Origin of the sequence: Pectinatus sottacetonis (assembly GCF_015732155.1) — a bacterium.
GTDB lineage: Bacteria > Bacillota > Negativicutes > Selenomonadales > Selenomonadaceae > Pectinatus > Pectinatus sottacetonis.
The window spans coordinates 1-25,501 of the sequence record NZ_WIQK01000002.1; the positions used below are offsets into that span (position 1 = coordinate 1).

Below are 25,501 nucleotides of genomic sequence, written 5' to 3' on the forward strand. Positions count from 1 at the left end.
AAAAAATATTATAAGGACCAATTACATCTGACTATAGTCTGCGGTAAATCAGCTGAAAAAGTATTATCACCATTGCTCAACAGTTTCAAAATAGATAATTTATATATTAATACCTTAGCAATAATAAATAATTTTTTTGGTCCTGCTGTTACAGTAACTGGATTACTTACCGGGCAGGATATTTTAACTGCTTTGCAGAAACAGGAAAATTCTTGTGATGGGGTAATTTTACCTTCATCAGCTTTGCGCACAGGAGAAAATATTTTTTTAGATGATTATTCATTGGAAGAACTACAAAAAAAGTATCCCCACGAAATAAAAGTGGCTGCAGATGCCAAAACATTATATGAATTATTGACAAAATGGCATAATACTAAAAGCATCGTTAAAAAAGATATTTATACATGGCAGAGTAATGCTGCTTATACAAAATAAAAGGTAGGTGCATAGAACTTGAGTAAACCCATAGTTGCAATAGTTGGCCGACCTAATGTCGGTAAATCAACCTTGTTTAATCAAATAGGGAAAAAGCGTGTTTCTATAGTTGAAGATTTTCCAGGGGTTACACGTGACAGAATCTATATGGATGCAGAATGGCTTGATAAAAAGTTCACCATAATTGATACTGGTGGTATAGAACTTGAAGGACAAGACACGATATTATCTTCTATTAGGATACAAGCCCAATTAGCTATAGAGGAAGCTGATGTTATAGTTTTTTTGACTGATGGACGTGCTGGTATGACTAATACTGACGAAGAAATAGCACGAATTTTACGCAATACACGGAAACCTGTAATTCTTGCAGTAAATAAAATTGATACTCCTAAACAAGCTCTTGATATTTACGAATTTTATAATTTAGGATTAGGTGAACCTACGGCAATTGGTGCATCTAATGCTTTGAATATTGGCGATCTACTGGACCGTATAGCTGAAGCTTTTGGTAAAATTGAAATTATAGAAGAAGACCCGGATGAAATACACATAGCAGTAATAGGAAGACCTAATGTAGGGAAATCATCACTAGTCAATGCTATGTTAGGAGAAGACCGAGTTATCGTAAGCAATATTCCAGGAACTACACGTGATGCTATAGATACACATTTTGTCAAGGATGATATAAAATATACTTTGATTGATACTGCCGGTATGCGCCGTAAGGGTAAAATCGATGAGCCTATAGAGCGCTATAGTGTTATAAGAGCCCTTAGGGCTGTAGATCGTAGCAATGTAGTACTAATGGTAATAAGTGCACCCGAAGGAGTTACTGAACAGGATAAGAAAATAGCAGGCTATGCCCACGAATCAGGTAAAGGCTGCATAATTGTTGTCAATAAGTGGGATTTAATAAAAAAAGATTCAAAAACACCACTGCGTTTTACCGAAGATATTCGTGATGGACTTGGTTTTTTACAATATGCACCCATTATATATATTTCTGCGCTTACCCGCCAAAGAATACATCGGATACCAGAACTTGTAAAATATGTAGCAGAACAGCAAAATATGCGTATTCAGACAAGTGTCCTTAATCAGCTTATAATGGATGCTTTATCTGTTAATCCTCCGCCATCACATAAGGGTAAACAATTAAAGATATTTTTTATGACGCAGGCTGATGTAAATCCACCTAAATTTATAATTTTTGTCAATGATCCAGAACTCATGCATTTTTCCTATGTTCGTTTTATTGAAAATAAACTGCGTGAAAGTTTTGGCTTTGAGGGTACACCTCTGCGTTTGATAGTGAAAGGGAGAAAGGAAGAAGAGTAATGAGCTATCTTTCTACTTTGATCATAGGATATTTTATTGGAGCCATTCCTAATGGACTCATTATAGGTAAATTAATCTGGCACACTGATTTGCGCCAACATGGGAGCCATAATATAGGTGCCACTAATGCATGGAGGACATTGGGAAAAAAAGCAGGAATTTCTATATTTTTGCTGGATTTTTTTAAGGGTGTACTAGGTGTACTGACTGCTGTCATTGTAAGTAATTACAACATGATCGAGCCAACACCTTTTTTGCTTATCCTGGGTGGTATCATGGCTATTATTGGGCATTCCTGTTCCATTTTTCTTTTATTCAAAGGAGGAAAAGGTGTAGCAACTGGACTTGGCGTTATAGCAATGCTCATGCCCAAAGCTGCTTTATGCGTATTCATATTATGGTTCATAATTGTACTGTTTACACATTATGTTTCTCTGGCCTCTATAGTTGCCGCTGTATCAGTTCCCTTGCAAGCATATTATTGGGATAAATCATGGCAATATATTATTTTTGGTATTTTAGCAGCTGCATTTGTAGTTTACAGACATCATGAAAATATTCAGCGGCTAATAAATGGAACAGAAACAAAAATAAATTTTCATGGTCGATAAAAAAGGAGTATCGCACTGATTATAAGGCGATACTCCTTTTTATTAAATTAATTATTAATCAACAATTTTCTTCTCGCTCGCAGCGGCCATTGTCAAAGTATGTGCTGGAGTAATTGTTGATATAGCATGTTTATATACCAGCTGTTGTTTTCCATTACTGTCTAAAATAACCGTGAAGTTATCAAACCCTGTAACATTACCGCGTAATTGAAACCCATTTACAAGATAAATGGTAACACTTATATTTTCTTTACGTGCCTGATTTAAAAAAGCATCTTGCAGATTAATAGCCTTCACAAAAATTTCCTCCTCGATTTTGTTGTATATGATAAAATTAATATATATTATATTTTTAATAAAAATCTATTTATCTTCAAATTTTTTTATTATAAATTCATAGACTTTTTTCCATAATAGTTCTGATGAGATTTTATCAACTTCAAACCATTTGATATAAGGCATTTTTTTATACCAGGTAAGCTGTCTTTTAGCAAAATGCCGTGTAGCTTTTTTTATATCATCAATAGCTTCCGGCAAAGTAATTTTATGTTCTAAGTAAGTGGTAAGCTGACGATAGCCTATTGCCTGCATCGCATGACAAGAAGGATGTACACCGCCTTTCAGTAAAGATGCCACTTCATTTACCCAACCATCCTTTATCATTAAATCCACGCGTTCATTAATACGCGCGTATAGATTATCACGGTTGCGGTTCAAGCCAATAACTGCAGCATCATACAATAACTCATTATTGGTGAATGATTTTTTATGGGAAATTTTATCTTTATTGTATTTATATACTTCCAGCGCACGTATTATTCTGCGAAAGTTATTAATATGCAATCGCTGTGCTGTTTCAGGATCTACTTTTTTTAATAAATTTAATACATATTCTCGACCATATTTTTTCGCTATAGTTTCCAGATATGATCGATATTCAGGATCTTCTGGAGCTGTATTAAACTGATATCCTTCTACTAGTGATTTTATATAAAGACCTGTACCGCCAGCAATCACAGGAATAATATTTTTTTTATTTAATTCAGTTATTATAATTTTGGCTCTAGTACAAAATTTAGTCACATCAAACGATTCTTCCGGCGATAATATATTAACTAAATGGTGTCTTACACGTGTAAGTTCTTCTGGAACTGGTTTTGCTGTTCCAATATTAAAATTTTTGTACACCAGCATAGAATCACCTGAAATTATTTCTGCCTTTAAATTTTGTGCCAATTTTAAACTTAATTCAGTTTTTCCTACTGCTGTTGGGCCAAGTATAATAACAACTTTTTCTTTGTATCTGTTATTTGATAAATTGAGGATTTTTGTCATTATTTACTTAAATCCAATGATTCACCTGGTTTTACTATATGAACTTTAACAGCAGCAATACTTTCTGCTGTCTGCTTGAAAATTTTGGGGTCCTGTTTTATTACCGGCCATGTGTTATAATGAACAGGAATAACATTATGCGCTTTTAAAAACTGAACTGCACGAGCAGCGTCTTCATTGCCCATCGTGAAATTGTCACCAATAGGCAAAATAGCATAATCTATCCGTTCTTTTGCACCTATAATCTGCATGTCGGAAAAAAGAGCAGTATCACCTGAATAATAAACTGTAGGCCCGTTTTTAAATTTTATTACGAAGCCACAGGCAAGACCTCCGGCAACACCACTGCTATGAATTGCCATAGTCATTCTGATCCAGCCAAAGGAAAAACTTAATGATCCGCCAATATTCATCGGTTGTACTTTCTTTATACTACTGCATAAAGCTAGGACTTCAGGAATTGCTACAATTACAGCCCCATTTTTTTTAGCAATAAGTTCAGCATCTCCTAAATGATCAAAATGGGCATGACTGACAAGTATATAATCACAGGAAATTTCCTTTGGTTTTATATCTGTCAAGGGATTTTCCTTGAAAAAGGGATCTACTAGAATAATTTCTTTACCTGTATTTAAAGAAAAACAAGAATGTCCATAAAAATTAAATTTAATCATAAAAATCCTCCATTCTGTCACAAAATATCTATATCTAATAGTATATAATTATACAAAAAATTTAAAAGTCCTGCTAATTTAATAATAATTATCAATAAACATTTAATTTATTTGAGGCGATATTATGTCTTACAAAATATTTTTACCCCAGCTGGCTGTAACTTTACATAAGGATAGGGAAATAACCACAAAAATTTTACTCATTACAGGTGGTCGAACCCCTGATACCGCATGGCTTAAAAGAACTGCTAATCAAAGGATTATCTATTGTGCCGATCACGGTCTTGATATATGCATTGATGCAGGGTTGATCCCTGATTATATATTAGGTGATGGTGACAGTGTCGATAGTTTAAATTGGCAATGGGCAGAATCTATAGGCATTCCTGTAGATAAATATCCCTCTGCCAAAAATTTTACTGATACACAGTTGGCACTTGAGCAAATAAATCAAAAATATCCACAGTCAGATATTATCATCACCGGAATGTTTGGCGGTCGATTTGATCATTTATATAGTAGTATTTTTTCTGCAGCAGCAGTTTTGACCGAAAGTAATGTTATCTGCGCTGCTGATGATAAAGAAATACTTATTTACCTCAAAGCAGAATCAGCTGTTTTAAAATGTGAGAAAATACCGGAAAGCATTTCTTTACTACCCTTAGAAGAGAAGTGTCACGATGTCAGTATAAATAATGTCAAATGGCCTTTAGACAAAGTTATTTTGAAACAAAAAACACCTTACGCAATAAGCAATGTTCTAAAAAATGACAATAAAATAAAAGTAAAAACAGGACGAGGCATACTAGGTGTATATTTTTACTGGCCTAACAATTGAATAAACAAGAGACCGCTGCATATAATAAATGATTAAATAAATAACAGTTTCTTTTGATATCTTGTCAGAAGAATTCGGTACTCGTCAAAATGAATTACTGAATACCTGCATATTTATAAAAGCAATATATGCGGCAGCCCCCTTAATTTTGGTTATTTCATTATGCTTCTATTAAAAAAGCACAATAACCCTTCTTAGTTTCATACACATCAATTTTACTTGTTACTTCCCACGGTGCATGCATATTAAGAACAGCGACACCACTGTCAATTACCTGCATTCCGTATAAAGCCATGATATAGGCAATAGTTCCTCCACCGCCTAAGTCAACACGGCCGAGTTCTGAAAATTGAATATTAACATTATGTTTATCCATCATAGCACGTATTTCACCTAAATATTCTGCATTAGCATCATTAGAACCAGATTTTCCCCGTGAACCAGTAAATTTATTAAAAGCCATTCCTTTACCAAGATAAGCTACATTTTTTTTGTCAAAGGAAGAAGCATAAAGGGCATCATAACCTGACGTTACATCAGAAGAAAGCATTTTAGAATTAGCCAGACAACGCCGCATATTCAATTCATTATATGTACCCAATAAATTCATTACTTCAGCTAAAGCATTTTCGAAAAATTTTGATTGCATACCCGTAGCACCAACACTGCCTATTTCTTCTTTATCTACCAGCAAACAGCAGGCAGTTTTTTTAGTATTCTTAGTTTCCAACATTGCGACTAAAGAAGTGTATGCACATACTCTGTCGTCCTGTCCATAAGAAATTATCATGCTGCGGTCAAAACCTAATTCTCTCGCTCCTCCGGCTGGTACGATTTCTAATTCGGCTGATAATAGATCATCTTCTTCAATATCATAGGTCGATTTTAATAATTTAAGCACATTTTCCTTCACAGCTTCTTTTTCTTCACCTTTTAAAGGTAGAGAACCGACTAGTAGATCCAATGACTCACCGGAAACAGCATCACTGGCAGTCTTCTTCATTTGATCCTGGGCGAGATGGATCAATAAATCAGTTACACAGAAAACAGGATCAGTTTCTTTTTCACCTATGGTAATATCTATTATTTTACCATCCTTTTTTACAACTACACCATGGATAGCTAGAGGAATCGTTACCCATTGATATTTTTTAATGCCTCCATAATAATGGGTATCCATATATGCTAGCCCACCATCTTCATAAAGTGGATTTTGTTTTATGTCAAGTCGTGGACTGTCAATATGTGCCCCTAATATGGACATACCACTTTCTAATGGTTCACTGCCAATATTAAACATAACAACTGATTTTTTCATGCATATAGCATAAACTTTATCTCCAGTATGGATACTACCCTTACTATCAATTATTGTCTGTATATTTTTATAACCACTTTCTTCTGCTTGGCGGATTATTTCTTCTACACATCTACGTTCGGTTTTCCCGACAGTTAAAAATTTGCGATAATTATCGCAAAGAATTTGTAAATCTCCTTTTTCTTTTTTGGTGTATTTTTCCCAAACTGACTTTTTATCATCTTTTTTACTTTTTTCTTTAGCCATATATATCACTCCTGTTTTTAATAGATATAATCCTAATATATAATAAATTGTGTTGTCAATATAGAAATAGCAACTCATTCACAAGATTTATTATACTATTCATAAACATATATAGCAATTGATAAAGGTTAATATATTCATAATCTAATACCTTCTATTTTGCTATGCATTTATACGCTAATATAAATATAGTATATAATTATATTAACATATTAAACTCTATAAAAAAACGACATTATATTCTCCAATAAATAAAAAATATTATTTATTTTTTTATAACAATTATTTAACGATATTTCTTATTAGTTTAATATATTAAAAGTAGATTTTTCGTATTTATTTATTATTAATATTAGTTTTATTTATTAATAATTTAATATATTTTACTTTTAAATAACTGCTATTGTTTATATCAATTAATACTAATTAACATAAAAATTCGTTATTATCGATATAAGGCGTTTTATATGTTTACGTTATTCAATATATCAAAGAATAAATAAAATTGCTTAAAACAAAGATAGTTAATAGAAAAAATAGTATTTATTAATATACTTTTCTTTTATAAAAAAATTTGTTACAATATATTCATATTCTAAGTCCTATTTTTTATGAAGTAGGACTTAGAATATGAATATATTATATAAGGATATTTTAATAATGAAAAAAACACCAACTGCTATTCCAGAAGCTTTTATGGCTATCCCAGATTATATACCTGAACATGAAATAAACGATACTACCTTTGTGCTTAATTATAAGAAACTTTTAGAACGGTATTTATCTCATGGTAAACCATCAGAAGATACATTACGCAATTATTATTCTTCCATAGATAATTATTTGGAATGGTGCCGTTATAACAAGAGACATCCACTGCGGATAACTGAATATGAATTTACATATTATCGTGACATGCTCATAAGGTTAAAAATGAAAAAAAGCAGCATAAAAAGTAAGCTCAATGCAGTTAAACAGTTTTATAATGCAGCATTGAAATTAAAACTTATTTCAGATAATCCTGCTAAAGACATAGGCATAAAAGCTTATGAACCTAATGATATTTCACCCTTAAAATTTTTAAAATTGGAGCAGCTTAAGTATTTATTGGCGAAAATTCCTGACGATAATGAGGATGCCGTACGTGACAAAACCATAGTCATGCTTATGGCACTAGAGGGACTGCGTACAATAGAGGTTTATCGTATGTCCACCACTGATATTGATTGGAAAATAAAAACTATTTATATCCATGGCAAAGGACATAATGATTTTATTTATCCACGTGATGATGTATTGAAATATTTGTATAAATATATACAGCAGCGCTATGTAGACAAAAATAAATATGATAAACTAGGAGAACCAATATTTACATCTTTGAGCAATAGAAATAAAGGTGGGCGCATGGATAGACGCAATATTCGGCGTAACATTGATAAATGGCTCTCTCTGGCTGGATTTAAAAAAGCAGGTATAAGTTGTCATATGCTGCGTCATACATGTGGTACCTTACTTTATAGTAAAACAAAGGATCTGCAGGTTGTTAAACAAGTGCTACGACATAGTGATGTCAATATCACCAGTAAATATGCTCATGTTTTCAGCCAAATGGATAATCGGTATACATCTGACATTAATTTGAATAACAAATAACAAACATGTATATATATTAGTAAGCATGTAATTCAATTTATTAACGCAGTATATTTACTAAATAATATTTAATATTTTATAGCAAATATACTGCGTTAATATTTTATAGTATAATATATGTGGTATAATAAATAATAATTTTTATGAAATATGATTTATACATATATAAAAAAGTGTGTGAAAGAAATAATTCTGAAAATTCATTCGTTAAACATCTGTAATCTTAAAAAAATTGTTTTTATATTGAAGTTTGATTGTTTGTATAATAGAATTCATATCATTACTTTTATTATTGCACCATTCTTCTGCTGCTTTTCTAGCATCAAGCAGTATCGCAGCATCACTTAAGACATTGGCGATCTTTAAATCAGGCAGTCCGTGCTGCATAGAACCAAAAAATTGTCCTGGTCCTCTTAATAATAAGTCTTCTTCTGCAAGCTGAAATCCGTCACTTATTTTTTCCATTAAGGATAACCTTTGCCGTGATTTATCATTTTTATTATCAGACAACAATATACAATATGATCTGTATTGGCCCCGGCCAATACGACCGCGCAATTGATGCAGTTGTGCCAAGCCAAATCTGTCTGCTCCTTCTATTACCATTATAGATGCATTAGGTACATTTATTCCTACTTCTATTACAGTAGTAGCAATAAGCAATTGTATTTTGTTATCAAGAAAATCTTGCATAATTTTTTCTTTTTCTCTCGATGGTAATTTACCATGCAAAAGAGCACAGTTTACATCTTTAAATATACCTGAAGAAAGTTCTTTAAATACGGCCTCTGCTGAAATGGCATTAATATCGTCTGATAACTCGATAAGCGGGCAAACAACATATGCCTGCCGACCCTCATCTATTTTATCATGGAGAAACTTATATATTTTAGGACGTGCTGTCCTAGTACGTAAAAAAGTCCGGACGGGTTTCCTACCAGGAGGCAGATGTTTTAACGACGAAACATCAAGATCTCCATAGACTGTTAGTGTCATCGTACGCGGAATAGGAGTAGCAGTCATTATCAAAACATCAGGTGTACATTTTGCTTTTGTTTCTAAATTAGCCCTTTGGGCAATACCAAAACGGTGTTGTTCATCAGTAACTACGAGTCCAAGATTAAAAAACTTTACCTTATCTTGAATTAATGCGTGGGTTCCAATAACGATTTGCCACTGCCCATTAGCAATTTTTTCCAAAGCATTTTTGTGCGCTTTTGCTGGTAAACTGCCAACGAGAATACCTGTTTTTATATTCAAATTTTGCAATATTGTACAAAAAATATTAAAGTGTTGCCTGGCAAGAATTTCTGTCGGGGCCATCAATGTTCCCTGGTAGCCATTTTCTACAGCTTTTACTAATGCTAACATAGCAATAACTGTTTTACCGGAACCTACATCTCCCTGTAAAAGGCGTTGCATGGGGATAGCAGACTCCATATCATGACAGATTTCTTTCCATGCTCTGGATTGATCATTAGTAAGTTGAAATGGTAATTTCTGTTGAAGCTGCCGCACAAGTTTATTATTGCCCAGGCAGCGAATACTGTGCTTATTTTTATCGTTGAGTCTACGTATATATATAAGCCCACATTGAATCATAAACAACTCTTCAAATATAAGCATTTTACGCGCTGTAGCCAATTGATTACGGCTGGCCGGAAAATGAATTGCTCTAAGTGCGTCTTCTTTTGCTAGCAGCTGATTTTTTTTTCTTAGTGGTTCTGCCAAGGCACATGGAATATTATCTATTTTTTCTAAAACGCGCTGTATTAATTCACGAAAAAATTTTGGCTTTATGATTTCCGGCAGCAAATAAACTGGCAGAAATTTATTTCTTTTTTTCCCCGCTGTATCCAGGGAAAAATATGAAATCACTTGTTTAACGGCAAGCTGTCCATATCCACCATAAGCATAACCAATTTTGCCTTGAACAAATAAGTGTTCATTTATTTTTATAGTTTTTTTTACAAAGGGCTGATTAAACCAAACCAGTTGTATAGAGCCTGTATCATCAGCCAATATTGCTGTAGTTATTTTCATGCCCTGCCGTGAAGCACGTTCTTGTATATTTAAAATACGACCTGAAATATTAACAACTTCATCAGCTTTCACGGAAGAGATATTTTCTATCTCACTTTGATCATTATATCGTTTTGGGTAATACGTTATAAGGTCATATATATTTTTTATACCTAATCTGCCTAGGGCATATGCCTTTTTAGGTCCGACACCTTTTAAATACTGAATATTTTTTTCTATATCCATTTGAATCCCTTGTCTTATAATCTGTGTTGTATGAAACAGCATGTGAGCTATAAAGGAACTTTTAAATTTCTGCTATAGAAGGTTTTATATCAATAATTGGAGTGTCATTGAGCATATCAACACCGGTAAAATATACTATGTTTTTTTCTATTTTCAATATTTTTACCTTAGAAATACCTATATGATTTGGTCGATGTGGCGAACGTATAGAAAAAACACCTTTTTTCTCTATTCCGCAACAAGGATATTGAAGTAATGGGGCTTTATCCGATTTATTGAAATAAAAAACTATTTCAATAAATTGTCCTGCCTGCAGCCCTTGTAACCCTAATGCGTACTCTTCGTCTATAATAGCACATGCTTTTTTATCTTTCCCATATATACTCTGACGCGGAATATCCGTAGTTACTTTAAAATCTGATTTGATAAGACCTATAGGTTTTATTGCTATATCCATATTATTCACTCCTATACTTTTAGTAAAAAAGGCTGCGACACGTCAAGACATTTCATTTACAAACATGCATATTTTCTCACTCGCCGCCTATCTTGGAAAGCAAGGATGCATTTTTATAAAGTCAATGTTACTCGTGCGGCAACCTCATAATTATTCTTTATTTTTTTTTGCAGCAACAGTAGTTCTTATTGCCAGATCTCGTAATTGTTTAGCATCAACTTCAGAAGGTGCCTCTGACATTAGGCAAGCCGCACTTTGCGTTTTAGGAAAAGCAATTACGTCACGAATTGAATCACGTTTGGCCATAATCATAACCAAACGGTCAAGTCCAAATGCCAATCCGCCATGTGGTGGTGTACCATATTTAAATGCATCAAGCATGAAACCGAATTTCAAACGGGCTTGTTCTGGGGTTAAACCAATAGCTTCAAAAACTTGTTCCTGGAGTTCACTATTATAAATACGTAAACTACCGCCGCCAATTTCAGTACCATTCAATACCATATCATATGCTTTTGCCTTAACACGGCCAGGATCACTTTTAAGATACTGTATATCTTCTTCACAAGGAGCTGTGAATGGATGATGCATAGCTTTCCAGCGTTTACCTTCTTCATCATATTCAAACATTGGAAAATCAATTACCCATAAAAAGGATAGTTTATCCGGATCAATCAGATTTCTCCTGCGTCCCATCTCCAATCGCAATTCTCCCAGGGACTGTGCAACAACAAGTGGTTTATCAGCAACAACTAATAATAAGTCACCTGTTTCAGCATGTACTGCTTCTTTTATTTTAAGAAAAGTTTCTTCGGAATAAAATTTCTTAAACGGTGATTTTATTTCTTTTTCCGTATATTGTATCCACGCTAAACCTTTAGCACCATAATTTTTAACATATTCTACCAAACCGTCCAGTTCGCGGCGAGGGATATTCGCATAACCATCTACTTTTATAACTTTTACCTGTCCGCCATTTTGCAATACAGATTCAAATACTTTGAATTCAGAGCCACGCATATAATCGGAAATATCCATTAACTCCATACCGAAACGCAGATCAGGTTTGTCAGAGCCAAACCTATCCATAGCATCCTGCCAGGTCATGCGTAAAAATGGCCCGGATATTTTAGCATTAATAGACTTATCAAACAGCTCAATAATCATTTTTTCCATTAGGTTTAGAATATATTCCTGATCGACAAAGGACATTTCAATATCAAGCTGAGTAAATTCAGGCTGACGATCCGCACGTAAATCTTCATCACGAAAACAACGGACGATCTGAAAATACTTTTCATAGCCTGCCAGCATCAATATCTGCTTAAAAATCTGCGGGGACTGCGGCAAAGCGTAAAATTCCCCGGGATTCAATCGGCTGGGAACTAAAAAGTCGCGGGCACCTTCTGGTGTGCTTTTGGTGAGCATTGGTGTTTCTATTTCCAGAAAATCATTTCTGTCAAAATAATCACGCATAATTTTAGTAACACGATGTCTTAATATAATGTTTTTTTGCATTTCTGGGCGGCGTAAATCAAGATAACGATATTTCAACCGTAGGGTTTCATCTACATTAATATTATCCTGGATATAAAATGGTGGTGTTTTCGATTTATTTAAAACACGCAGTTCTTCACAGTATATTTCAAATTTACCTGTTGCCATATGCGGATTAATAGTATCTTCCGAACGAAGTGATACCTTACCGCGAACAGCAATAACAAATTCAGAACGAAGTGATTCTGCCTTTGGAAAAGCAGTTTTCCCCATTTTATCTTCTGCAAATACTGTCTGCACCAGCCCGGAACGATCACGCAGGTCAACGAAAATAAGACCGCCATGATCGCGTCGGCGTGATACCCAACCGCAAACTACAACTTCTTCTCCTACATTTTTTTCACTGATTTTTCCGCAGTGATGTGTACGAGACATTCCTTCTAATGTTTCCATTATTATTTATTCACCTCAAAAATTAACTTTTCTATCAAAGTATCAAATGGTATTTCCATTTGTTGGCTATCCAGCATATTACGTACTATAGCAACTTTTTTATTCAGCTCATCATCACCTAAAATAACCGCATATTTTGCCTTAGTTTTATTAGCATGCTTCATTTGTGATTTCATACTGTGGTCGGAATAATCCATTAAAGCAGTTACCTTTTGCCGACGCAGTTGCTGCAGCCATTTAAAAGTCGTTTGTCGCGATTTTTCTCCTAGAGCCACAAAAAATATGTCGCAATTATTTTCTTTAGCTGGCAGTAACTTTTGTGTTTCCAATGCCAAAAGAAGCCGTTCTAATCCTGTAGCAAAACCTACTGCTGGTGTCGGATTACCGCCACATTCTTCAACCAGCCCGTCATAACGGCCGCCACCTAGTACAGCACTCTGAGCACCTAATGGAGTGTATTTAAATTCAAAAGCCGTTTTGGTATAATAATCCAGACCGCGTACCAGCTGTGGATCAAGAATAAATTTTATACCAACTGTCGTTAAATATTTCTGCAGTTGAGAAAAATGTTCTGCACATTCATCACATAAACAGTCTGTAATTTTAGGTGCATCGGCAGCTATTTCTTTGCAGTGAGGATTTTTACAGTCTAAAATTCTCAGAGGATTACGATCAAATCTTGATTGGCAATCTTTACATAATTGATCAAGTTTATTGCGGAAAAATGCCTGCAATTTTTCTCTGTAAACAGGCCTACATTTAGGACAACCAACAGAATTTATCTTCAATAGTATATCTTTTAATCCAAGTTCGGTTAAAAGGTCAGCTGCCAAGCTTATTACTTCGGCATCAACCATAGGATTTTGTTCTCCTAAAGCTTCTACGCCGAACTGGTGGAATTCGCGGTAGCGTCCTGCCTGTGGTTTATCATAGCGAAACATTGATCCGATATAAAAAAGTTTTGTTATATTGCCATCCGCATATAATTTATTCTGCAAATATGCTCTGACTACTGAAGCTGTGTTCTCCGGCCGCAGAGTAATACTGCGCCCGCTTCTGTCAGAAAAAGTATACATTTCTTTTTCCACGACATCTGTTGTTTCACCTATACCCCGCAAAAATAATTCTGTGTGTTCAAACACAGGTGTGCGGATTTCTTCAAATCCATATACAGCGCAAAGCTGTCTTATTTTATTTTCCAAATACAGCCACTCGTGCACAGTATTCGGCAAAATATCCTTTGTCCCGCGTGGAACACTTGTAAGCATAAATATCTCCCCTTATTTTCCGTACACTTCTTCCATTAAAGAAGCACGCTTTCTAATATATTTATCTGCATTTTCCAAATAAGTTTTTAAGTCTTTAGGATTAAATAAAGTTTTTAAATATGTTCCTGATGGTGCAACTATTTTTGTTGATGCATTGCCGCCTATCCCCAAAATAGTCTGTCGCTCACTCATTATTTGTATGTTATAAATACTGGCAGCGTCTTTTTTGCAGTAACCAATGTTTTCCAATTGTCCGCTCATATAGCCTTGTCTATATAAATAATATGGGATATAAGAATTTTTTTGCAGTATTAGCTGAGTAATTTCAGCCATTTGACACACTACCGGATCACTTGGTAAATTGATATCTGATTGATGAAGTTTTAAATAAGATCCCTTTTTTATTGCTAAAGCATGGACTGTTATATCATCTGGATTCAATGCAGTAACCTTATTTAATGTATCACGTACATCTTCGACTGACTCGCCTGGTAATCCTAAAATTAAGTCCATATTTATTTTAGCCCTGCTCACTGCCCTGATCTTATTATATACAGTTATTATATCAGCAGGTGTATGCTTGCGGCCAATAACTTGTAATGTTTTTTCCTGCATAGTTTGAGGATTGACACTAATTCGGGTAACTTTAAACTGTTCCATGGCGGTAATTTTGGCAGCAGTAATAGAGTCAGGTCTTCCTGCTTCAACAGTGAATTCAATTGTTTCCCTTGTTTTTAAGTTGTTTACAGCACAAAGTAAGTTGTAAAATTCTTCTTCTGGCAGACTGGTGGGTGTCCCGCCTCCGATATAAATAGCCTGCACCTTTAATTTATATTGTTCTATAATTTTTTTTATTGATACTATTTCCTGATAAAGTGTGTCCATAAAAATTTTCAAGGTATTATTATCAGGCAATATATTAGAGGGAAAAGAACAATACAGACATCTTGATAAACAAAAAGGTATACCAATGTATATACTTATAGTACTTTGGTCTGTTGTAGCCATTATTGGTAGTTGCCTATAAGCAATATCTGCCAGTAATAAAGCTTTTTCCCTTACAACAGCATAATTGTCAATAAGTTTTCTTATGATTTCGGACTTGTGCAAGCCACGTTCAATATATCTATGAACTATTTTTGTGGGACGAACTCCGTGCAAAATCCCCCATGGTGCAGTTGTTTTGCCAAATACTTCGGTAAATAAATAATATAAATTCCATTTTATAAGTCTGTTAACTGCGGCACGTGGATTTTCATCTATGTCCGCCAAAGAAGTTTTTTCCATATTTTTACTTAATTTATCATTTTTCAGCAAAATACTGGTTGTTACACTAAGACAACTGCCATCAACGATGCTATTGGAAATCTCAAGACTGTCGAAATCATATATATCGACAATTTCATCAGCTGTATTTATTTGAAACAATACCAATATTTCCCTTACTATCTTATGTATTACTTCTTTTTTACTGTTTACGATTATTTTTTTTATTTCTGTTTTTGACATTCGCTGCAATATCCATAAAAAGTTACTTGGTGGTCAATTATTTTAAATTTACTTTTTTTCATTATATCCATTTCCAAATCATCCAGTAAATCATCTGCAAATTCAGATACCTTGCCGCATTTCAAGCATATAAGATGATGATGCTGATGAGCATTAGGATTAGCTGTATTGAGTTCATAACGCCTGCAGCCATCCCCAAAATCAATTTTTTGTAAAATAGTAAGCTCCGATAAAAGTTCTAAACTGCGATAAACAGTAGCCAGCCCAATATCATATCTTTTATCGCGTAGTATATAATGAACATCTTCTGCACTTAAATGTTCACCTGGATTTTCTATAAAAACCTGTAAGACTATTTTTCTCTGTGGCGTAATTTTATGATGAGGGCCCTTTAATTTTTTTGTTAAATCGTCAATGGTAATTTTTTTATCCATGCCCGTAATCCCCTTTCCCACAGCAATTTACTATAATATTACTATCAACTAAATATTTTACCAAAAATAGATATATATTACAAAGTATTTTTAATACTTCGTAATATATTTAGGAAGTATTTTTAATATGTTGATTATTTACATACCAATATGTAGAAAAAATTATCTTACAAATAAATTAAAAGAGACTGTTATTAACTAAATAGAAGTCTTTAACAGTCTCTTTACCAATATCGAGTAAAAACGGGATTGTTGTAATATAATTCATCGGTTGTTCCGGTTGATAGTATTTGGTTAAAATATTCATTGTTCTATGACCGTATCATAGCAGTATCACTATAAATACTAGAAAAATCTATCATATTCTGTTAAATTTTCAATTTTGTTTTTATACGTTCAACAGCCTTTATCGTATTTTTAGTATCACCAAAGGCCGTAAGACGAAAATAACCTTCACCAGCCGGGCCAAAGCCAGATCCCGGTGTACCTACAATATGTGCCTGCCTCAGTAATTTATCAAAGAATTCCCATGATTTCATATTGTTTGGTGTTTTTAGCCAAATGTAGGGTGCATTTATACCCCCAAAATACTCTATACCGGCCTGTGAAAGACCTTCTCTTATTATACGGGCATTATTCATATAATAATTAATGGTTTTTTTTATTTCTTTTTGTCCTTGATCGGTCAAGACTGCTTCAGCTGCACGCTGAATAATATATGCTGTTCCATTGAACTTAGTTGTATGCCGACGATTCCATAAGGGATTAAGAGCTTGCTTTACTCCGGCTTTAGTATAGCCAGCAACCGTTTTGGGGACTACTGTATAGCCACAGCGCATTCCTGTAAAACCAGCTGTTTTAGAAAAGGACCTGAATTCTATAGCAACTTTTTCAGCTCCTTCAATTTCATAAATTGTTCTTGGTACATTTTCTTCCATAATATAATATGCATATGCAGCATCATATAATATTATGGCATTATTTTCCTGTGCATATTGTACCCATTTGGTAAGCTGCTGTTTTGATAATGTTGTTCCTGTGGGATTATTAGGACAGCATATATATATCATATCAACATGCTTATCAGGTATTGCTGGTACAAAATTATTTTTTGCTATGCAGGGCATATACACTACATTTCTAAAAATCCCAGCATCCTTATCATAAGAACCTGTTCGTCCAGCCATAACATTGGTATCAAGATAAACTGGATAAACTGGATCCGTTATTGCAATAATATTATCAACACCAAATATTTCCTGGATATTACCACAATCACTTTTAGCTCCATCACTTACAAAAATTTCATCAGGACTAACAGCTGCTGTACATGGTTTGTAAATTGTATTTACAATAGCTTCACGCAAAAAATCATATCCTTGTTCAGGTCCGTAACCACGAAATGTTGTTGAATCTGCCATTTCATCGACAGCTTTATGTAATGCACTGATGACTGTAGGAGCAAGCGGCTGAGTTACATCGCCTATTCCTAGACTGATAACTTCAGCCTGTGGATTTTCTTCCTTAAAAGCCTTTACCCGATGAGCTATTTCTGCAAATAAATAACTGCCCGGCAGTTTTAAATAATTTTCGTTAACTAGTGTCATACACTGCCTCCATAAATTTATAAACTTTAACAATACTTATTTTTTACAAAAAAAGCTGTGCATAATTCTAACTATTATGTACAGCTTTAAACTCACTTTTATTATTACTGATTTTCTTTTGCCACAGCAACTAATTTAGTAAATGCGGTAGCATCATTAATTGCTAAGTCTGCCAGCATTTTGCGATTTACTTCAACACCGGCTTTGGTAAGTCCATAAACCAAACGGCTGTAAGACATTCCATTAATACGCGCAGCGGCGTTAATGCGGGCAATCCATAATTTACGGAAATTACCTTTTTTGGCGCGACGATCTCTTCTGGCATAATATAATGCCTTCATTACTGTTTCATTAGCTTTTTTAAATTGTTTACTTTTAGAACCCTTATAGCCCTTAGCTAATTTTAATATTTTTTTATGACGTGCATGTGCTGTAACGCCTGTCTTAACTCTTGGCATTTATTTTTTCCCCCTGATGTTTTTATTAAGCGTATGGAAGCATTCTACGAACACGCTTATGATCGGCAGATGTAGCAATAGCTGCTTTTCTGAGATTACGTTTGCGTTTAGGTGACTTTTTTTCCAGAATATGACTTTTAAAAGATTTATTACGTTTATATTCGCCTGTCCCGGTTATTGTAAAGCGTTTAGCCGCTGCACGGCGGGTTTTCATTTTTGGCATTATTATTTTCCTCCCTTAATCTGTTTTGGTGCTAAAATCATTATCATGTTTCTTCCTTCAAGTTTTGGTGTGCGTTCTACAGTCACATACTCGGAAAGATTATCAGCAACCTTAAGCAGTAAAACACGTCCCAATTCTGGGTGTGATAATTCTCTACCGCGAAACATGATAGTAACTTTTACTTTATTTCCATCATTAATGAAACGTAAAGCATTTTTTGCCTTTACATCAAAATCATGCTGCTCGATATTAGGCCGTAGCTTAACTTCTTTTATCGTTATAACTTTTTGTTTTTTGCGTGCTTCTTTTTCTCTTTTTTGCTGTTCATAACGATATTTACCAAAATCCATGATCCGGCAAACTGGTGGTTTTGCTTTCGGGGCAACTTCTACCAAATCCAAATGTACTTCTTCGGCGCGGGATAAAGCTTCCCGTGTAGGCATTATCCCCAGCTGGTTTCCATTGGCATCCGTTACGCGTACTTCTCTGACACGGATTTCTCCATTGATTCTTAAAGATTCTTTACTAATAAAAATTCACCTCTCTAAAATAAATGTATATACAAAAATGGGCAGCACACAGCCACCCATTTTTTTTTAAAGTATAAACCCGGCTGACTAAAAGTCATCAGGTGAGAAGCGGTGGCTCCTGCTTGTTAAATAACGTTAATAATATATCATATATAATTACTATTGTCAAATGTTTATTAATAATTATCCGCAAAATGATAAAAAAATATTATAATGAATTATTTTATAATATCAGATAATTTATAAAATAATTCATTTATATTTTAAATTTAGTATAGTTTTTATATATAAAATTATGCTATAATAAATGATATAAATGTACATAATAAATATCATAAATTCATATAATGTTTTGCTTATGAAAATTTGGGAGGATTATAATGGAGCTCAAGCAGTTAGAATATTTTCAAATGACAAGCAGGTTAAAAAATATTACCAGAGCAGCTAAACGGCTACGTGTTTCTCAGCCTAATATAACAGTTGCCATAAAAAAACTGGAAGCAGAACTAGGTATTCAGTTATTTGATCGCAGTCAGAAACAATTATCATTGACACCAGAAGGTGTTGTTTTTTTAAACAGAATTGATTTGGCACTGCGTAATATCCAAGATGCTGTATTAGAAGTAAATGATTATAAAAAATTACAAAAAGGTACCATAAAAATAGGGATACCTTCAATGATAGGAGCTTTCCTTTTTCCTAAAATTTTTTCTAGTTTCCAGCAAAGATACTCTCATTTGGATATTTATCTTTATGAAGAAGGTTCCATGACCATACGAGAACAAATTGAACGTGATGAACTTGATTTTGGTATTGTTATTATATCAGGAGCATCTTCCAGTCTGGAACTGCTCCTAATGTCAAAAAATCAATCTGTAGCTTGTCTACCGCTCAACCATCCTTTAGCAGAAAAAAAATCAATTTCCATAAGTGATATTGAAAATCAAAATGTGATAATGTTAAAAGATGGTTCATATTTGAGAAATCTGCTGATGAAAAAAATGGCGGCTGAAAATATAAAAGCCAATGTTGTATTGGAATCAAACCAAATAGAAACAATCAAGGGGTTAGTCGCCAGTAATGTAGGTATGGCTTTTCTCCTTGATTTTGTTGTAAAAGATACTCCTGATATAAAGGTACTACCTTTTGAAAATCCCATTTTTGTCGATGTAGGATTAGCCTGGAAAAAAGATAGATATATATCAAAAGCTGCTCAGTCTTTTATAGAGTTTTGTCAGGATACTTTAAAATAATTTGTATTTTTCAACAAAAGAACAGCAGAATGTTTTTTATTCTGCTGTTCTTTTGTTGAAAAAACTGACTTATTATGACAATAAGCCAGTTTTTTATCCATACCATATATAGTTTTGTACTATAATAACTACTTCTTTAATGAAATATATACTACCATCACAGTTCTTGTAAAATACTCTTTCTAATTATAGATTATTTTTAGAATTTACCGATTATTACATATATTATTTTTATCCCTGCAGAAATTCTGAACCAATAGCATGAAAGGCATGAATACAGTTAGTACATTCCTTGCAGTCAAATCTATGCTCACATTCTTGTTTATAACAAACAGTTCTTCTTGGATTCACCTGCTGATAATAACGAACTACATTCACATTTTTTTGCAAATTAAGACAAAATGGTTTTTCTGTTTTAAAAACATGTTTCATTATAATGCACTTCCCTTTAATTTTTTCATATAACTATAATTTCGTTAAAAGAATATTATCTCCTGCAAAAAAAACAATAAATATAAATATTTATTAGAAATATATAAAAAAAAATTATAATGTATATATTTTTTTTATACTATTAGCAAATAAATATAAATAATGTAAATTATCAAATTTTATATAATAAGTATATACCTATCAAATATATAAAATTATATAATTTTACATATGATAATATCCTTGGTACAATAAATTCCATAAATAAAAAGGAGTGATCTTTTAATGCAAAATAATATTAAAGGAATTTTATTTTCGCTTATTTTTGCGGTTCCGGCATATTTTTTAGGAAAATTTTTTCCTATTATTGGCGGACCAGTTTTTGGTATTCTATTGGGAATAGCTGCTGCTGGTATAAAACGCCCAGTAAGTTTTGAACAAGGAATAATTTTCACGGGGAAAAAAATCCTGCAGTATTCAATAATACTTTTAGGTTTCGAAATGAATCTTTTTAGTGTTCTGGCTATAGGATCACATTCTTTTTGCGTAATGATATTTACACTGCTGACAGCATTTTTAGTAGCATGGATTGTGGGAAGATGGCTTGGTTTAGCACGCGATACAACAACATTGATCGGTGCAGGTACTGCTATCTGCGGTGGTTCAGCAATTGCTGCCATAGCTCCTGTAATAGGAGCCAAGGATAAGGATATTGCTTTTTCAATATCTACAATATTTTTATTTAATATAATTGCTGTTTTCCTATTTCCGTTTCTGGGCCATGTGATGGGAATGTCCAATACCGGATTTGGCATGTGGGCGGGTACAGCAATCAATGACACTTCTTCGGTTGTTGCCGCTGGATATTCGTATAGTAATGCGGCTGGCAGTTATGCTACAATAGTAAAATTAACTCGTGCACTTATGATAGTCCCCGCATGTATATTTTTTGCAGTTCTGACAGCACGTCAGCAAAGTAAAAATGGTAATTTTAATATTTATAAGATTTTTCCTTGGTTTATATTGTGGTTTGTAGTTGCCTCTATCGTTAACACAACTGGTATCCTACCTATTCATATTTCACATATTTTAGGATCTACTGGTAAATTCTGCATAATTTTAGCCATGAGTGCCATCGGTCTTAATACTAATCTGCGGTCACTGATAAAAAATGGGATTCGTCCAATATTCTTAGGACTTTGCTGTTGGTTTGCAGTTGCAGTTGTTTCTCTCTTTGTACAGCATATAATGGGTTTATTTTAATAAAATATCCGTATTCCTATATTAATCTACCAAGGGAATACGGATATTTTTTGTATAAAAAGCGTTCAATTTTAAATCTGCAAAATAATACTGCCATTTACTAAACAGATCTATAAATGTCTCTGGAATACCATTTATATCTATATCAAAGTCATCTAACCTGTTCTTAACCCATTGATAATGTTCCTGAATAGCTGAATAGAAATCTATTTTATATTCTTTATTATTTATGATAAAATTTTTATCGTAGTTTAAAGTTCTGTCTACCAGAGAAAATTTTTCAAATGCAAAATAATTGTTGTTAATTAATTTTAACCATTTATTATTGCGTATATAACAATTTTTATCTTTAATGGTTTGCAGGCAATATGATAATTTATTCATTTTATCATATTCCAGCGAATAACTTTTCTGTCTGTTATATAATGATAAAGCCTTATAAATTTCCGCTATTGCTTCTTGGAATTCTTGCCAGTTTTTTCTTCCATAGAAAAATTTTTGGTGGCTCTGCCAATATGCATAGGGGCGATCTGGCCAATGTATGGCACTGGCATGCCCCAATGGTTTTAAATTAGTAAAAAAATCAGCCGTGTTGCTTTTCCAATTTTCGCTTAGTTTGTTATCTGCATTTATTATATTTATATCAGTAACGACGTTGAGACAGCTAGTTATACCTGAAAATTCTTGATGTGCCCATGTGTCAGCATATACATGCAGAATAATACCTATCCGGCAAAGATTAGTTTTTGCAAGTCTTTGATATATTTTTTGAATTAATTCATTAGAAAGAATGCTGTCTTTCTTGCATATCAACTTTTCTGCCATAGTTTTTCCTTCCAGTCCGGGTAAAAAATGAAAAGGAATCCACACGTTTTTGTTTCCCGTTTCCGATAAATTTTCCCAGTTACGGTGACCAGAAAAACGTCTTATGCCAAAATCACATAATTCATATGATTTATTTACACTGGAAATATTATGATTTACATTATCATCAACCAATTGTGAACTAGTAGCAATAATTTTAGCTTCCTTTCCAGTAAAACCAGCCCATCGGGATAAAATATAAATCACTGCAAAATGAAAATCAATATCCATTTTAAACTCCTGTGTTAAGATAATAAATTCTTAGCATGTTTTAGTCATTTACCAAAACACATACCAAATATATTATTATCACAATATTTATAGGAATTAACTGTTTCGATACTGTCACGCAATAGTATTAATGCCGTCTTTGGAGTCAAATGAAATATTTACCCGCAGCAGTACCATAATTATGACTAATAGTACAACATGAATTATAAATTCATTTACAAAAATATCTTTAATATATATTAAAGATATTTTAATGCTTTTTGTCCAATATCTTTACGATAATACATGTCAGTAAAGCTTATCGTTTTTATATCTTTATAGGCATTTGCTATAGCTTCTTTTATATCATTTCCTATAGAAACGACTCCTAGGACTCTACCACCGTTAGTAACAATTTCCCCTTCCATTTCCTTTGTACCAGCATGAAAGACCAGTGTTTTATCAGCAGCGACTTTGTCTAAACCTTTTATGGTAATTCCCTTTTTATATTTATGCGGATAGCCTCCGGATGCCAAGACTACACAAACTGCTGCCTTGTTACTCCAGTTTATTTTTTTCCCTTTTAGGGTCCCTTTGATACAAGAGAGCATTATTTCTGCTAAATCGCTTTGCAACAGTGGAATAACTACCTGTGTTTCTGGATCTCCAAATCGGGCATTGAATTCTATAACTTTAGGTCCGGTTGGTGTTATCATCAGCCCAGCATATAAACAGCCTTTATATTTTTTCCCTTCAGTTTTCATTGCTGCTATTATTGGTTCTAATATTTTTGTCTGAACAAAATCCATAACACTGTCAGTTACTACAGGTGCTGGAGCATAAGTTCCCATCCCACCAGTATTAGGACCTTCATCACCATCTAAAGCTCTTTTATGATCCTGCGAAGAAATCATAGGTATTATAGTATCTCCATCTGTAAAAGCTAAAACAGATGCTTCTTCTCCGATGAGACATTCTTCTATCACAATTGAATTTCCGGCATCACCAAATGCCTTATCACACATGATTTCATCTACAGCATCCAAGGCCTGCTGCATTGTATCTGCTACTATTACTCCTTTACCAGCGGCTAATCCGTCAGCTTTTACAACAATAGGGATGCCTTCTTTTTTTATATATTCCTTAGCACTGTCCGCATCAGTAAATGTTTCATATTTTGCTGTAGGGATATTATATTTTTTCATAATATTTTTGGAAAAAGTCTTTGATCCTTCAAGCTGTGCAGCTTCTCTACTCGGACCAAATGCTGCAATTCCGGCATTTTCTAAATCATCAACAATCCCATTTATCAAGGGAACTTCTGGTCCAATTACTACCATATCAATATTTTTCTTTTTGGCAAAAGCTACAATAACATCATTATTTTCTATATCAATATCAGTAACACATTCAGCAATATTTTTCATGCCAGGATTACCCGGAACAGCATATATTTTATTCACAATACTGCTTTGTGCCAGTTTCCATACTAAAGTATGTTCACGGCCACCTGAGCCAATTACAATTATATCCAATATTTTTTCCTCCTGTATTATTAAAAGGAGCTGTCACATGATTACATTACCTTCATAAAAATACAGATCCTCACTTCTATTATTCGTGCTGTTTTTTAAACATAGACGCCAAAAATGAGATAGTGCATATTATGAACAAAAATGGTTACGTGCGACAGCTTCTTTTAATTAAAACAAAATTATTTATCCAATTGCTTTGCTAAGTAATTTTGAATACAAGTGTCATATTCAGCAGTGTGTTCAAAAGCTTCCTGAGCAAGTTTCATTCTGAATTTATAAGCGACTTCATCATCCTTACTGATCATTGAGGCAACTTCATCATAATGATCAGGATTAACAACTACAGTCACATATTTAAAATTTTTAGCAGCAGCACGAATCATTGCCGGTCCGCCTATATCAATATTTTCAATTGCTTCCGCTAATTCAACGTCAGGTTTGGCAATTGTTTGCTTAAAAGGATAAAGATTAACTACTACCAAGTCAATGCCAGTAATTTTATGTTGCTGCATTGCCTTTTGATGCTCTGGATTATCTCGAACAGCTAAAATTCCACCATGAATGTAAGGATTAAGTGTTTTTACGCGCCCATCCATAATTTCAGGAAAACCAGTAACATCACTTACATATAATACAGGAATACCTGCTTCTTTTATTGCTTTCATCGTACCACCAGTAGATACTATTTCTACTCCGGCATCATGTAGTTTTTGCGCCAGTTTAACAATACCTTTTTTTTCAGAAACACTAAGCAGTGCTCTTTTTATTTTCAAAAAAATCCCACCT

The 25,501-nt window shown here is 33.6% G+C and carries 25 protein-coding genes; 7 read left to right on the plus strand and 18 right to left on the minus strand.

Annotated features, from left to right (window positions below; all coding sequences use genetic code 11):
• From I6760_RS12345 to plsY, 3 genes are all read left to right on the plus strand, one after another.
• Positions 1 to 435, plus strand: a 435-nt coding sequence (locus I6760_RS12345) for a DUF512 domain-containing protein (RefSeq protein ID WP_196594893.1), incomplete at its 5' end; no start/stop codon positions are given.
• 18 nt (positions 436 to 453) lie between these two features.
• Positions 454 to 1,776, plus strand: a complete 1,323-nt coding sequence (der, locus tag I6760_RS12350) for a ribosome biogenesis GTPase Der (RefSeq protein ID WP_196594685.1) — start codon at positions 454 to 456, stop codon at positions 1,774 to 1,776.
• Positions 1,776 to 2,387, plus strand: coding sequence for a glycerol-3-phosphate 1-O-acyltransferase PlsY (plsY, locus tag I6760_RS12355; protein WP_196594686.1), 612 nt, complete (start codon positions 1,776 to 1,778; stop codon positions 2,385 to 2,387). The genes der and plsY overlap by 1 nt, the downstream gene beginning before the upstream one ends.
• Positions 2,388 to 2,441: 54 nt before the next feature.
• On the opposite strand, the gene hfq is transcribed toward plsY, so the two are convergent.
• Genes hfq through I6760_RS12370 form a run of 3 tightly spaced genes read right to left on the minus strand, consistent with a single transcriptional unit; the run spans position 2,442 to position 4,396 of the window.
• Positions 2,442 to 2,690 (minus strand): RNA chaperone Hfq, encoded by a 249-nt coding sequence (hfq, locus tag I6760_RS12360; protein ID WP_196594891.1) that lies wholly within the window; start codon positions 2,688 to 2,690, stop codon positions 2,442 to 2,444.
• Between the two features lie 60 nt (positions 2,691 to 2,750).
• Complete coding sequence (gene miaA / locus I6760_RS12365) at positions 2,751 to 3,722, minus strand: tRNA (adenosine(37)-N6)-dimethylallyltransferase MiaA (RefSeq protein WP_196594687.1); 972 nt, start codon at positions 3,720 to 3,722, stop codon at positions 2,751 to 2,753.
• The gene (locus I6760_RS12370) at positions 3,722 to 4,396 is read right to left on the minus strand and encodes a metal-dependent hydrolase (RefSeq protein ID WP_196594688.1); all 675 of its coding nucleotides are present in this window, start codon (positions 4,394 to 4,396) and stop codon (positions 3,722 to 3,724) included. The genes miaA and I6760_RS12370 overlap by 1 nt, the downstream gene beginning before the upstream one ends.
• Positions 4,397 to 4,520: 124 nt before the next feature.
• Between I6760_RS12370 and I6760_RS12375 the strand changes: the two genes are divergently transcribed.
• On the plus strand, positions 4,521 to 5,234 hold the full coding sequence (locus I6760_RS12375; protein WP_196594689.1) for a thiamine diphosphokinase: 714 nt from the start codon (positions 4,521 to 4,523) through the stop codon (positions 5,232 to 5,234).
• 160 nt (positions 5,235 to 5,394) lie between these two features.
• Here the strand turns inward: I6760_RS12375 and I6760_RS12380 are convergent, their stop codons facing one another.
• Entirely contained in the window at positions 5,395 to 6,798 is a 1,404-nt protein-coding gene (locus tag I6760_RS12380) for an aminopeptidase (protein ID WP_196594894.1), read from the minus strand.
• Positions 6,799 to 7,458: 660 nt separating this feature from the next.
• On the opposite strand from I6760_RS12380, the gene I6760_RS12385 reads away from it, so the two are divergent.
• Positions 7,459 to 8,454 (plus strand): tyrosine-type recombinase/integrase, encoded by a 996-nt coding sequence (locus I6760_RS12385; RefSeq protein WP_231036586.1) that lies wholly within the window; start codon positions 7,459 to 7,461, stop codon positions 8,452 to 8,454.
• Between the two features lie 207 nt (positions 8,455 to 8,661).
• On the opposite strand, the gene recG is transcribed toward I6760_RS12385, so the two are convergent.
• The 10 genes from recG to infC form a co-directional block, all read right to left on the minus strand.
• The gene (recG, locus tag I6760_RS12390; protein ID WP_330997993.1) at positions 8,662 to 10,764 is read right to left on the minus strand and encodes an ATP-dependent DNA helicase RecG; all 2,103 of its coding nucleotides are present in this window, start codon (positions 10,762 to 10,764) and stop codon (positions 8,662 to 8,664) included.
• Positions 10,765 to 10,783: 19 nt separating this feature from the next.
• The gene (gene tsaA, locus I6760_RS12395) at positions 10,784 to 11,179 is read right to left on the minus strand and encodes a tRNA (N6-threonylcarbamoyladenosine(37)-N6)-methyltransferase TrmO (protein WP_196594895.1); all 396 of its coding nucleotides are present in this window, start codon (positions 11,177 to 11,179) and stop codon (positions 10,784 to 10,786) included.
• 150 nt (positions 11,180 to 11,329) lie between these two features.
• Entirely contained in the window at positions 11,330 to 13,129 is a 1,800-nt protein-coding gene (aspS, locus tag I6760_RS12400) for an aspartate--tRNA ligase (protein WP_196594896.1), read from the minus strand.
• A 2-nt stretch (positions 13,130 to 13,131) separates the two neighbouring features.
• Positions 13,132 to 14,397, minus strand: a complete 1,266-nt coding sequence (gene hisS, locus I6760_RS12405) for a histidine--tRNA ligase (protein ID WP_196594897.1) — start codon at positions 14,395 to 14,397, stop codon at positions 13,132 to 13,134.
• Positions 14,398 to 14,409: 12 nt separating this feature from the next.
• Complete coding sequence (hemZ, locus tag I6760_RS12410; protein ID WP_196594898.1) at positions 14,410 to 15,906, minus strand: coproporphyrinogen dehydrogenase HemZ; 1,497 nt, start codon at positions 15,904 to 15,906, stop codon at positions 14,410 to 14,412.
• Positions 15,888 to 16,340 carry a Fur family transcriptional regulator gene (locus I6760_RS12415; protein WP_196594899.1) on the minus strand — a complete coding sequence of 151 codons (453 nt, stop codon included), beginning with the start codon at positions 16,338 to 16,340 and terminating at the stop codon, positions 15,888 to 15,890. The genes hemZ and I6760_RS12415 overlap by 19 nt, the downstream gene beginning before the upstream one ends.
• Before the next feature lie 368 nt (positions 16,341 to 16,708).
• Positions 16,709 to 17,947: an LL-diaminopimelate aminotransferase gene (locus I6760_RS12420; RefSeq protein WP_196594900.1), complete on the minus strand. Its 1,239-nt coding sequence runs from the start codon at positions 17,945 to 17,947 to the stop codon at positions 16,709 to 16,711.
• Between the two features lie 104 nt (positions 17,948 to 18,051).
• Positions 18,052 to 18,405 (minus strand): 50S ribosomal protein L20, encoded by a 354-nt coding sequence (gene rplT / locus I6760_RS12425; protein ID WP_196594901.1) that lies wholly within the window; start codon positions 18,403 to 18,405, stop codon positions 18,052 to 18,054.
• Between the two features lie 25 nt (positions 18,406 to 18,430).
• Complete coding sequence (gene rpmI / locus I6760_RS12430; protein ID WP_196594902.1) at positions 18,431 to 18,628, minus strand: 50S ribosomal protein L35; 198 nt, start codon at positions 18,626 to 18,628, stop codon at positions 18,431 to 18,433.
• 2 nt (positions 18,629 to 18,630) lie between these two features.
• A complete protein-coding gene (gene infC / locus I6760_RS12435) occupies positions 18,631 to 19,164 on the minus strand; it encodes a translation initiation factor IF-3 (RefSeq protein WP_196594943.1) in 534 nt (177 codons plus the stop codon).
• Positions 19,165 to 19,538: 374 nt separating this feature from the next.
• Between infC and I6760_RS12440 the strand changes: the two genes are divergently transcribed.
• Entirely contained in the window at positions 19,539 to 20,411 is an 873-nt protein-coding gene (locus I6760_RS12440; protein ID WP_196594903.1) for a LysR family transcriptional regulator, read from the plus strand.
• 231 nt (positions 20,412 to 20,642) lie between these two features.
• Here the strand turns inward: I6760_RS12440 and I6760_RS12445 are convergent, their stop codons facing one another.
• The gene (locus tag I6760_RS12445; RefSeq protein ID WP_196594904.1) at positions 20,643 to 20,843 is read right to left on the minus strand and encodes a hypothetical protein; all 201 of its coding nucleotides are present in this window, start codon (positions 20,841 to 20,843) and stop codon (positions 20,643 to 20,645) included.
• Positions 20,844 to 21,128: 285 nt separating this feature from the next.
• Here I6760_RS12445 and I6760_RS12450 point away from each other — a divergent pair, with 285 nt between their 5' ends.
• Positions 21,129 to 22,106, plus strand: coding sequence for a YeiH family protein (locus I6760_RS12450; RefSeq protein ID WP_196594905.1), 978 nt, complete (start codon positions 21,129 to 21,131; stop codon positions 22,104 to 22,106).
• Between the two features lie 21 nt (positions 22,107 to 22,127).
• Here the strand turns inward: I6760_RS12450 and I6760_RS12455 are convergent, their stop codons facing one another.
• The 3 genes from I6760_RS12455 to I6760_RS12465 form a co-directional block, all read right to left on the minus strand.
• Complete coding sequence (locus I6760_RS12455; RefSeq protein WP_196594906.1) at positions 22,128 to 23,201, minus strand: DUF6765 family protein; 1,074 nt, start codon at positions 23,199 to 23,201, stop codon at positions 22,128 to 22,130.
• A gap of 239 nt (positions 23,202 to 23,440) precedes the next feature.
• Positions 23,441 to 24,715, minus strand: a complete 1,275-nt coding sequence (purD, locus tag I6760_RS12460; RefSeq protein ID WP_196594907.1) for a phosphoribosylamine--glycine ligase — start codon at positions 24,713 to 24,715, stop codon at positions 23,441 to 23,443.
• 179 nt (positions 24,716 to 24,894) lie between these two features.
• The gene (locus tag I6760_RS12465; RefSeq protein ID WP_196594908.1) at positions 24,895 to 25,488 is read right to left on the minus strand and encodes an IMP cyclohydrolase; all 594 of its coding nucleotides are present in this window, start codon (positions 25,486 to 25,488) and stop codon (positions 24,895 to 24,897) included.
• Positions 25,489 to 25,501 lie beyond the last annotated feature (13 nt).

Excerpts from the sequence above, each read along its gene's own strand:
- plsY (WP_196594686.1), top strand. The coding sequence starts at position 1,776 with ATGAGCTATCTTTCTACTTTGATCATAGGATATTTTATTGGAGCCATT.
- miaA (WP_196594687.1), bottom strand. The coding sequence starts at position 3,722 with ATGACAAAAATCCTCAATTTATCAAATAACAGATACAAAGAAAAAGTT.
- I6760_RS12370 (WP_196594688.1), bottom strand. The coding sequence starts at position 4,396 with ATGATTAAATTTAATTTTTATGGACATTCTTGTTTTTCTTTAAATACA.
- I6760_RS12375 (WP_196594689.1), top strand. The coding sequence starts at position 4,521 with ATGTCTTACAAAATATTTTTACCCCAGCTGGCTGTAACTTTACATAAG.
- I6760_RS12380 (WP_196594894.1), bottom strand. The coding sequence starts at position 6,798 with ATGGCTAAAGAAAAAAGTAAAAAAGATGATAAAAAGTCAGTTTGGGAA.
- I6760_RS12385 (WP_231036586.1), top strand. The coding sequence starts at position 7,459 with ATGAAAAAAACACCAACTGCTATTCCAGAAGCTTTTATGGCTATCCCA.
- recG (WP_330997993.1), bottom strand. The coding sequence starts at position 10,764 with ATGCTGTTTCATACAACACAGATTATAAGACAAGGGATTCAAATGGAT.
- tsaA (WP_196594895.1), bottom strand. The coding sequence starts at position 11,179 with ATGGATATAGCAATAAAACCTATAGGTCTTATCAAATCAGATTTTAAA.
- aspS (WP_196594896.1), bottom strand. The coding sequence starts at position 13,129 with ATGGAAACATTAGAAGGAATGTCTCGTACACATCACTGCGGAAAAATC.
- hisS (WP_196594897.1), bottom strand. The coding sequence starts at position 14,397 with ATGCTTACAAGTGTTCCACGCGGGACAAAGGATATTTTGCCGAATACT.
- hemZ (WP_196594898.1), bottom strand. The coding sequence starts at position 15,906 with ATGTCAAAAACAGAAATAAAAAAAATAATCGTAAACAGTAAAAAAGAA.
- I6760_RS12415 (WP_196594899.1), bottom strand. The coding sequence starts at position 16,340 with ATGGATAAAAAAATTACCATTGACGATTTAACAAAAAAATTAAAGGGC.
- I6760_RS12420 (WP_196594900.1), bottom strand. The coding sequence starts at position 17,947 with ATGACACTAGTTAACGAAAATTATTTAAAACTGCCGGGCAGTTATTTA.
- rplT (WP_196594901.1), bottom strand. The coding sequence starts at position 18,405 with ATGCCAAGAGTTAAGACAGGCGTTACAGCACATGCACGTCATAAAAAA.
- rpmI (WP_196594902.1), bottom strand. The coding sequence starts at position 18,628 with ATGCCAAAAATGAAAACCCGCCGTGCAGCGGCTAAACGCTTTACAATA.
- I6760_RS12440 (WP_196594903.1), top strand. The coding sequence starts at position 19,539 with ATGGAGCTCAAGCAGTTAGAATATTTTCAAATGACAAGCAGGTTAAAA.
- I6760_RS12445 (WP_196594904.1), bottom strand. The coding sequence starts at position 20,843 with ATGAAACATGTTTTTAAAACAGAAAAACCATTTTGTCTTAATTTGCAA.
- I6760_RS12450 (WP_196594905.1), top strand. The coding sequence starts at position 21,129 with ATGCAAAATAATATTAAAGGAATTTTATTTTCGCTTATTTTTGCGGTT.
- I6760_RS12455 (WP_196594906.1), bottom strand. The coding sequence starts at position 23,201 with ATGGATATTGATTTTCATTTTGCAGTGATTTATATTTTATCCCGATGG.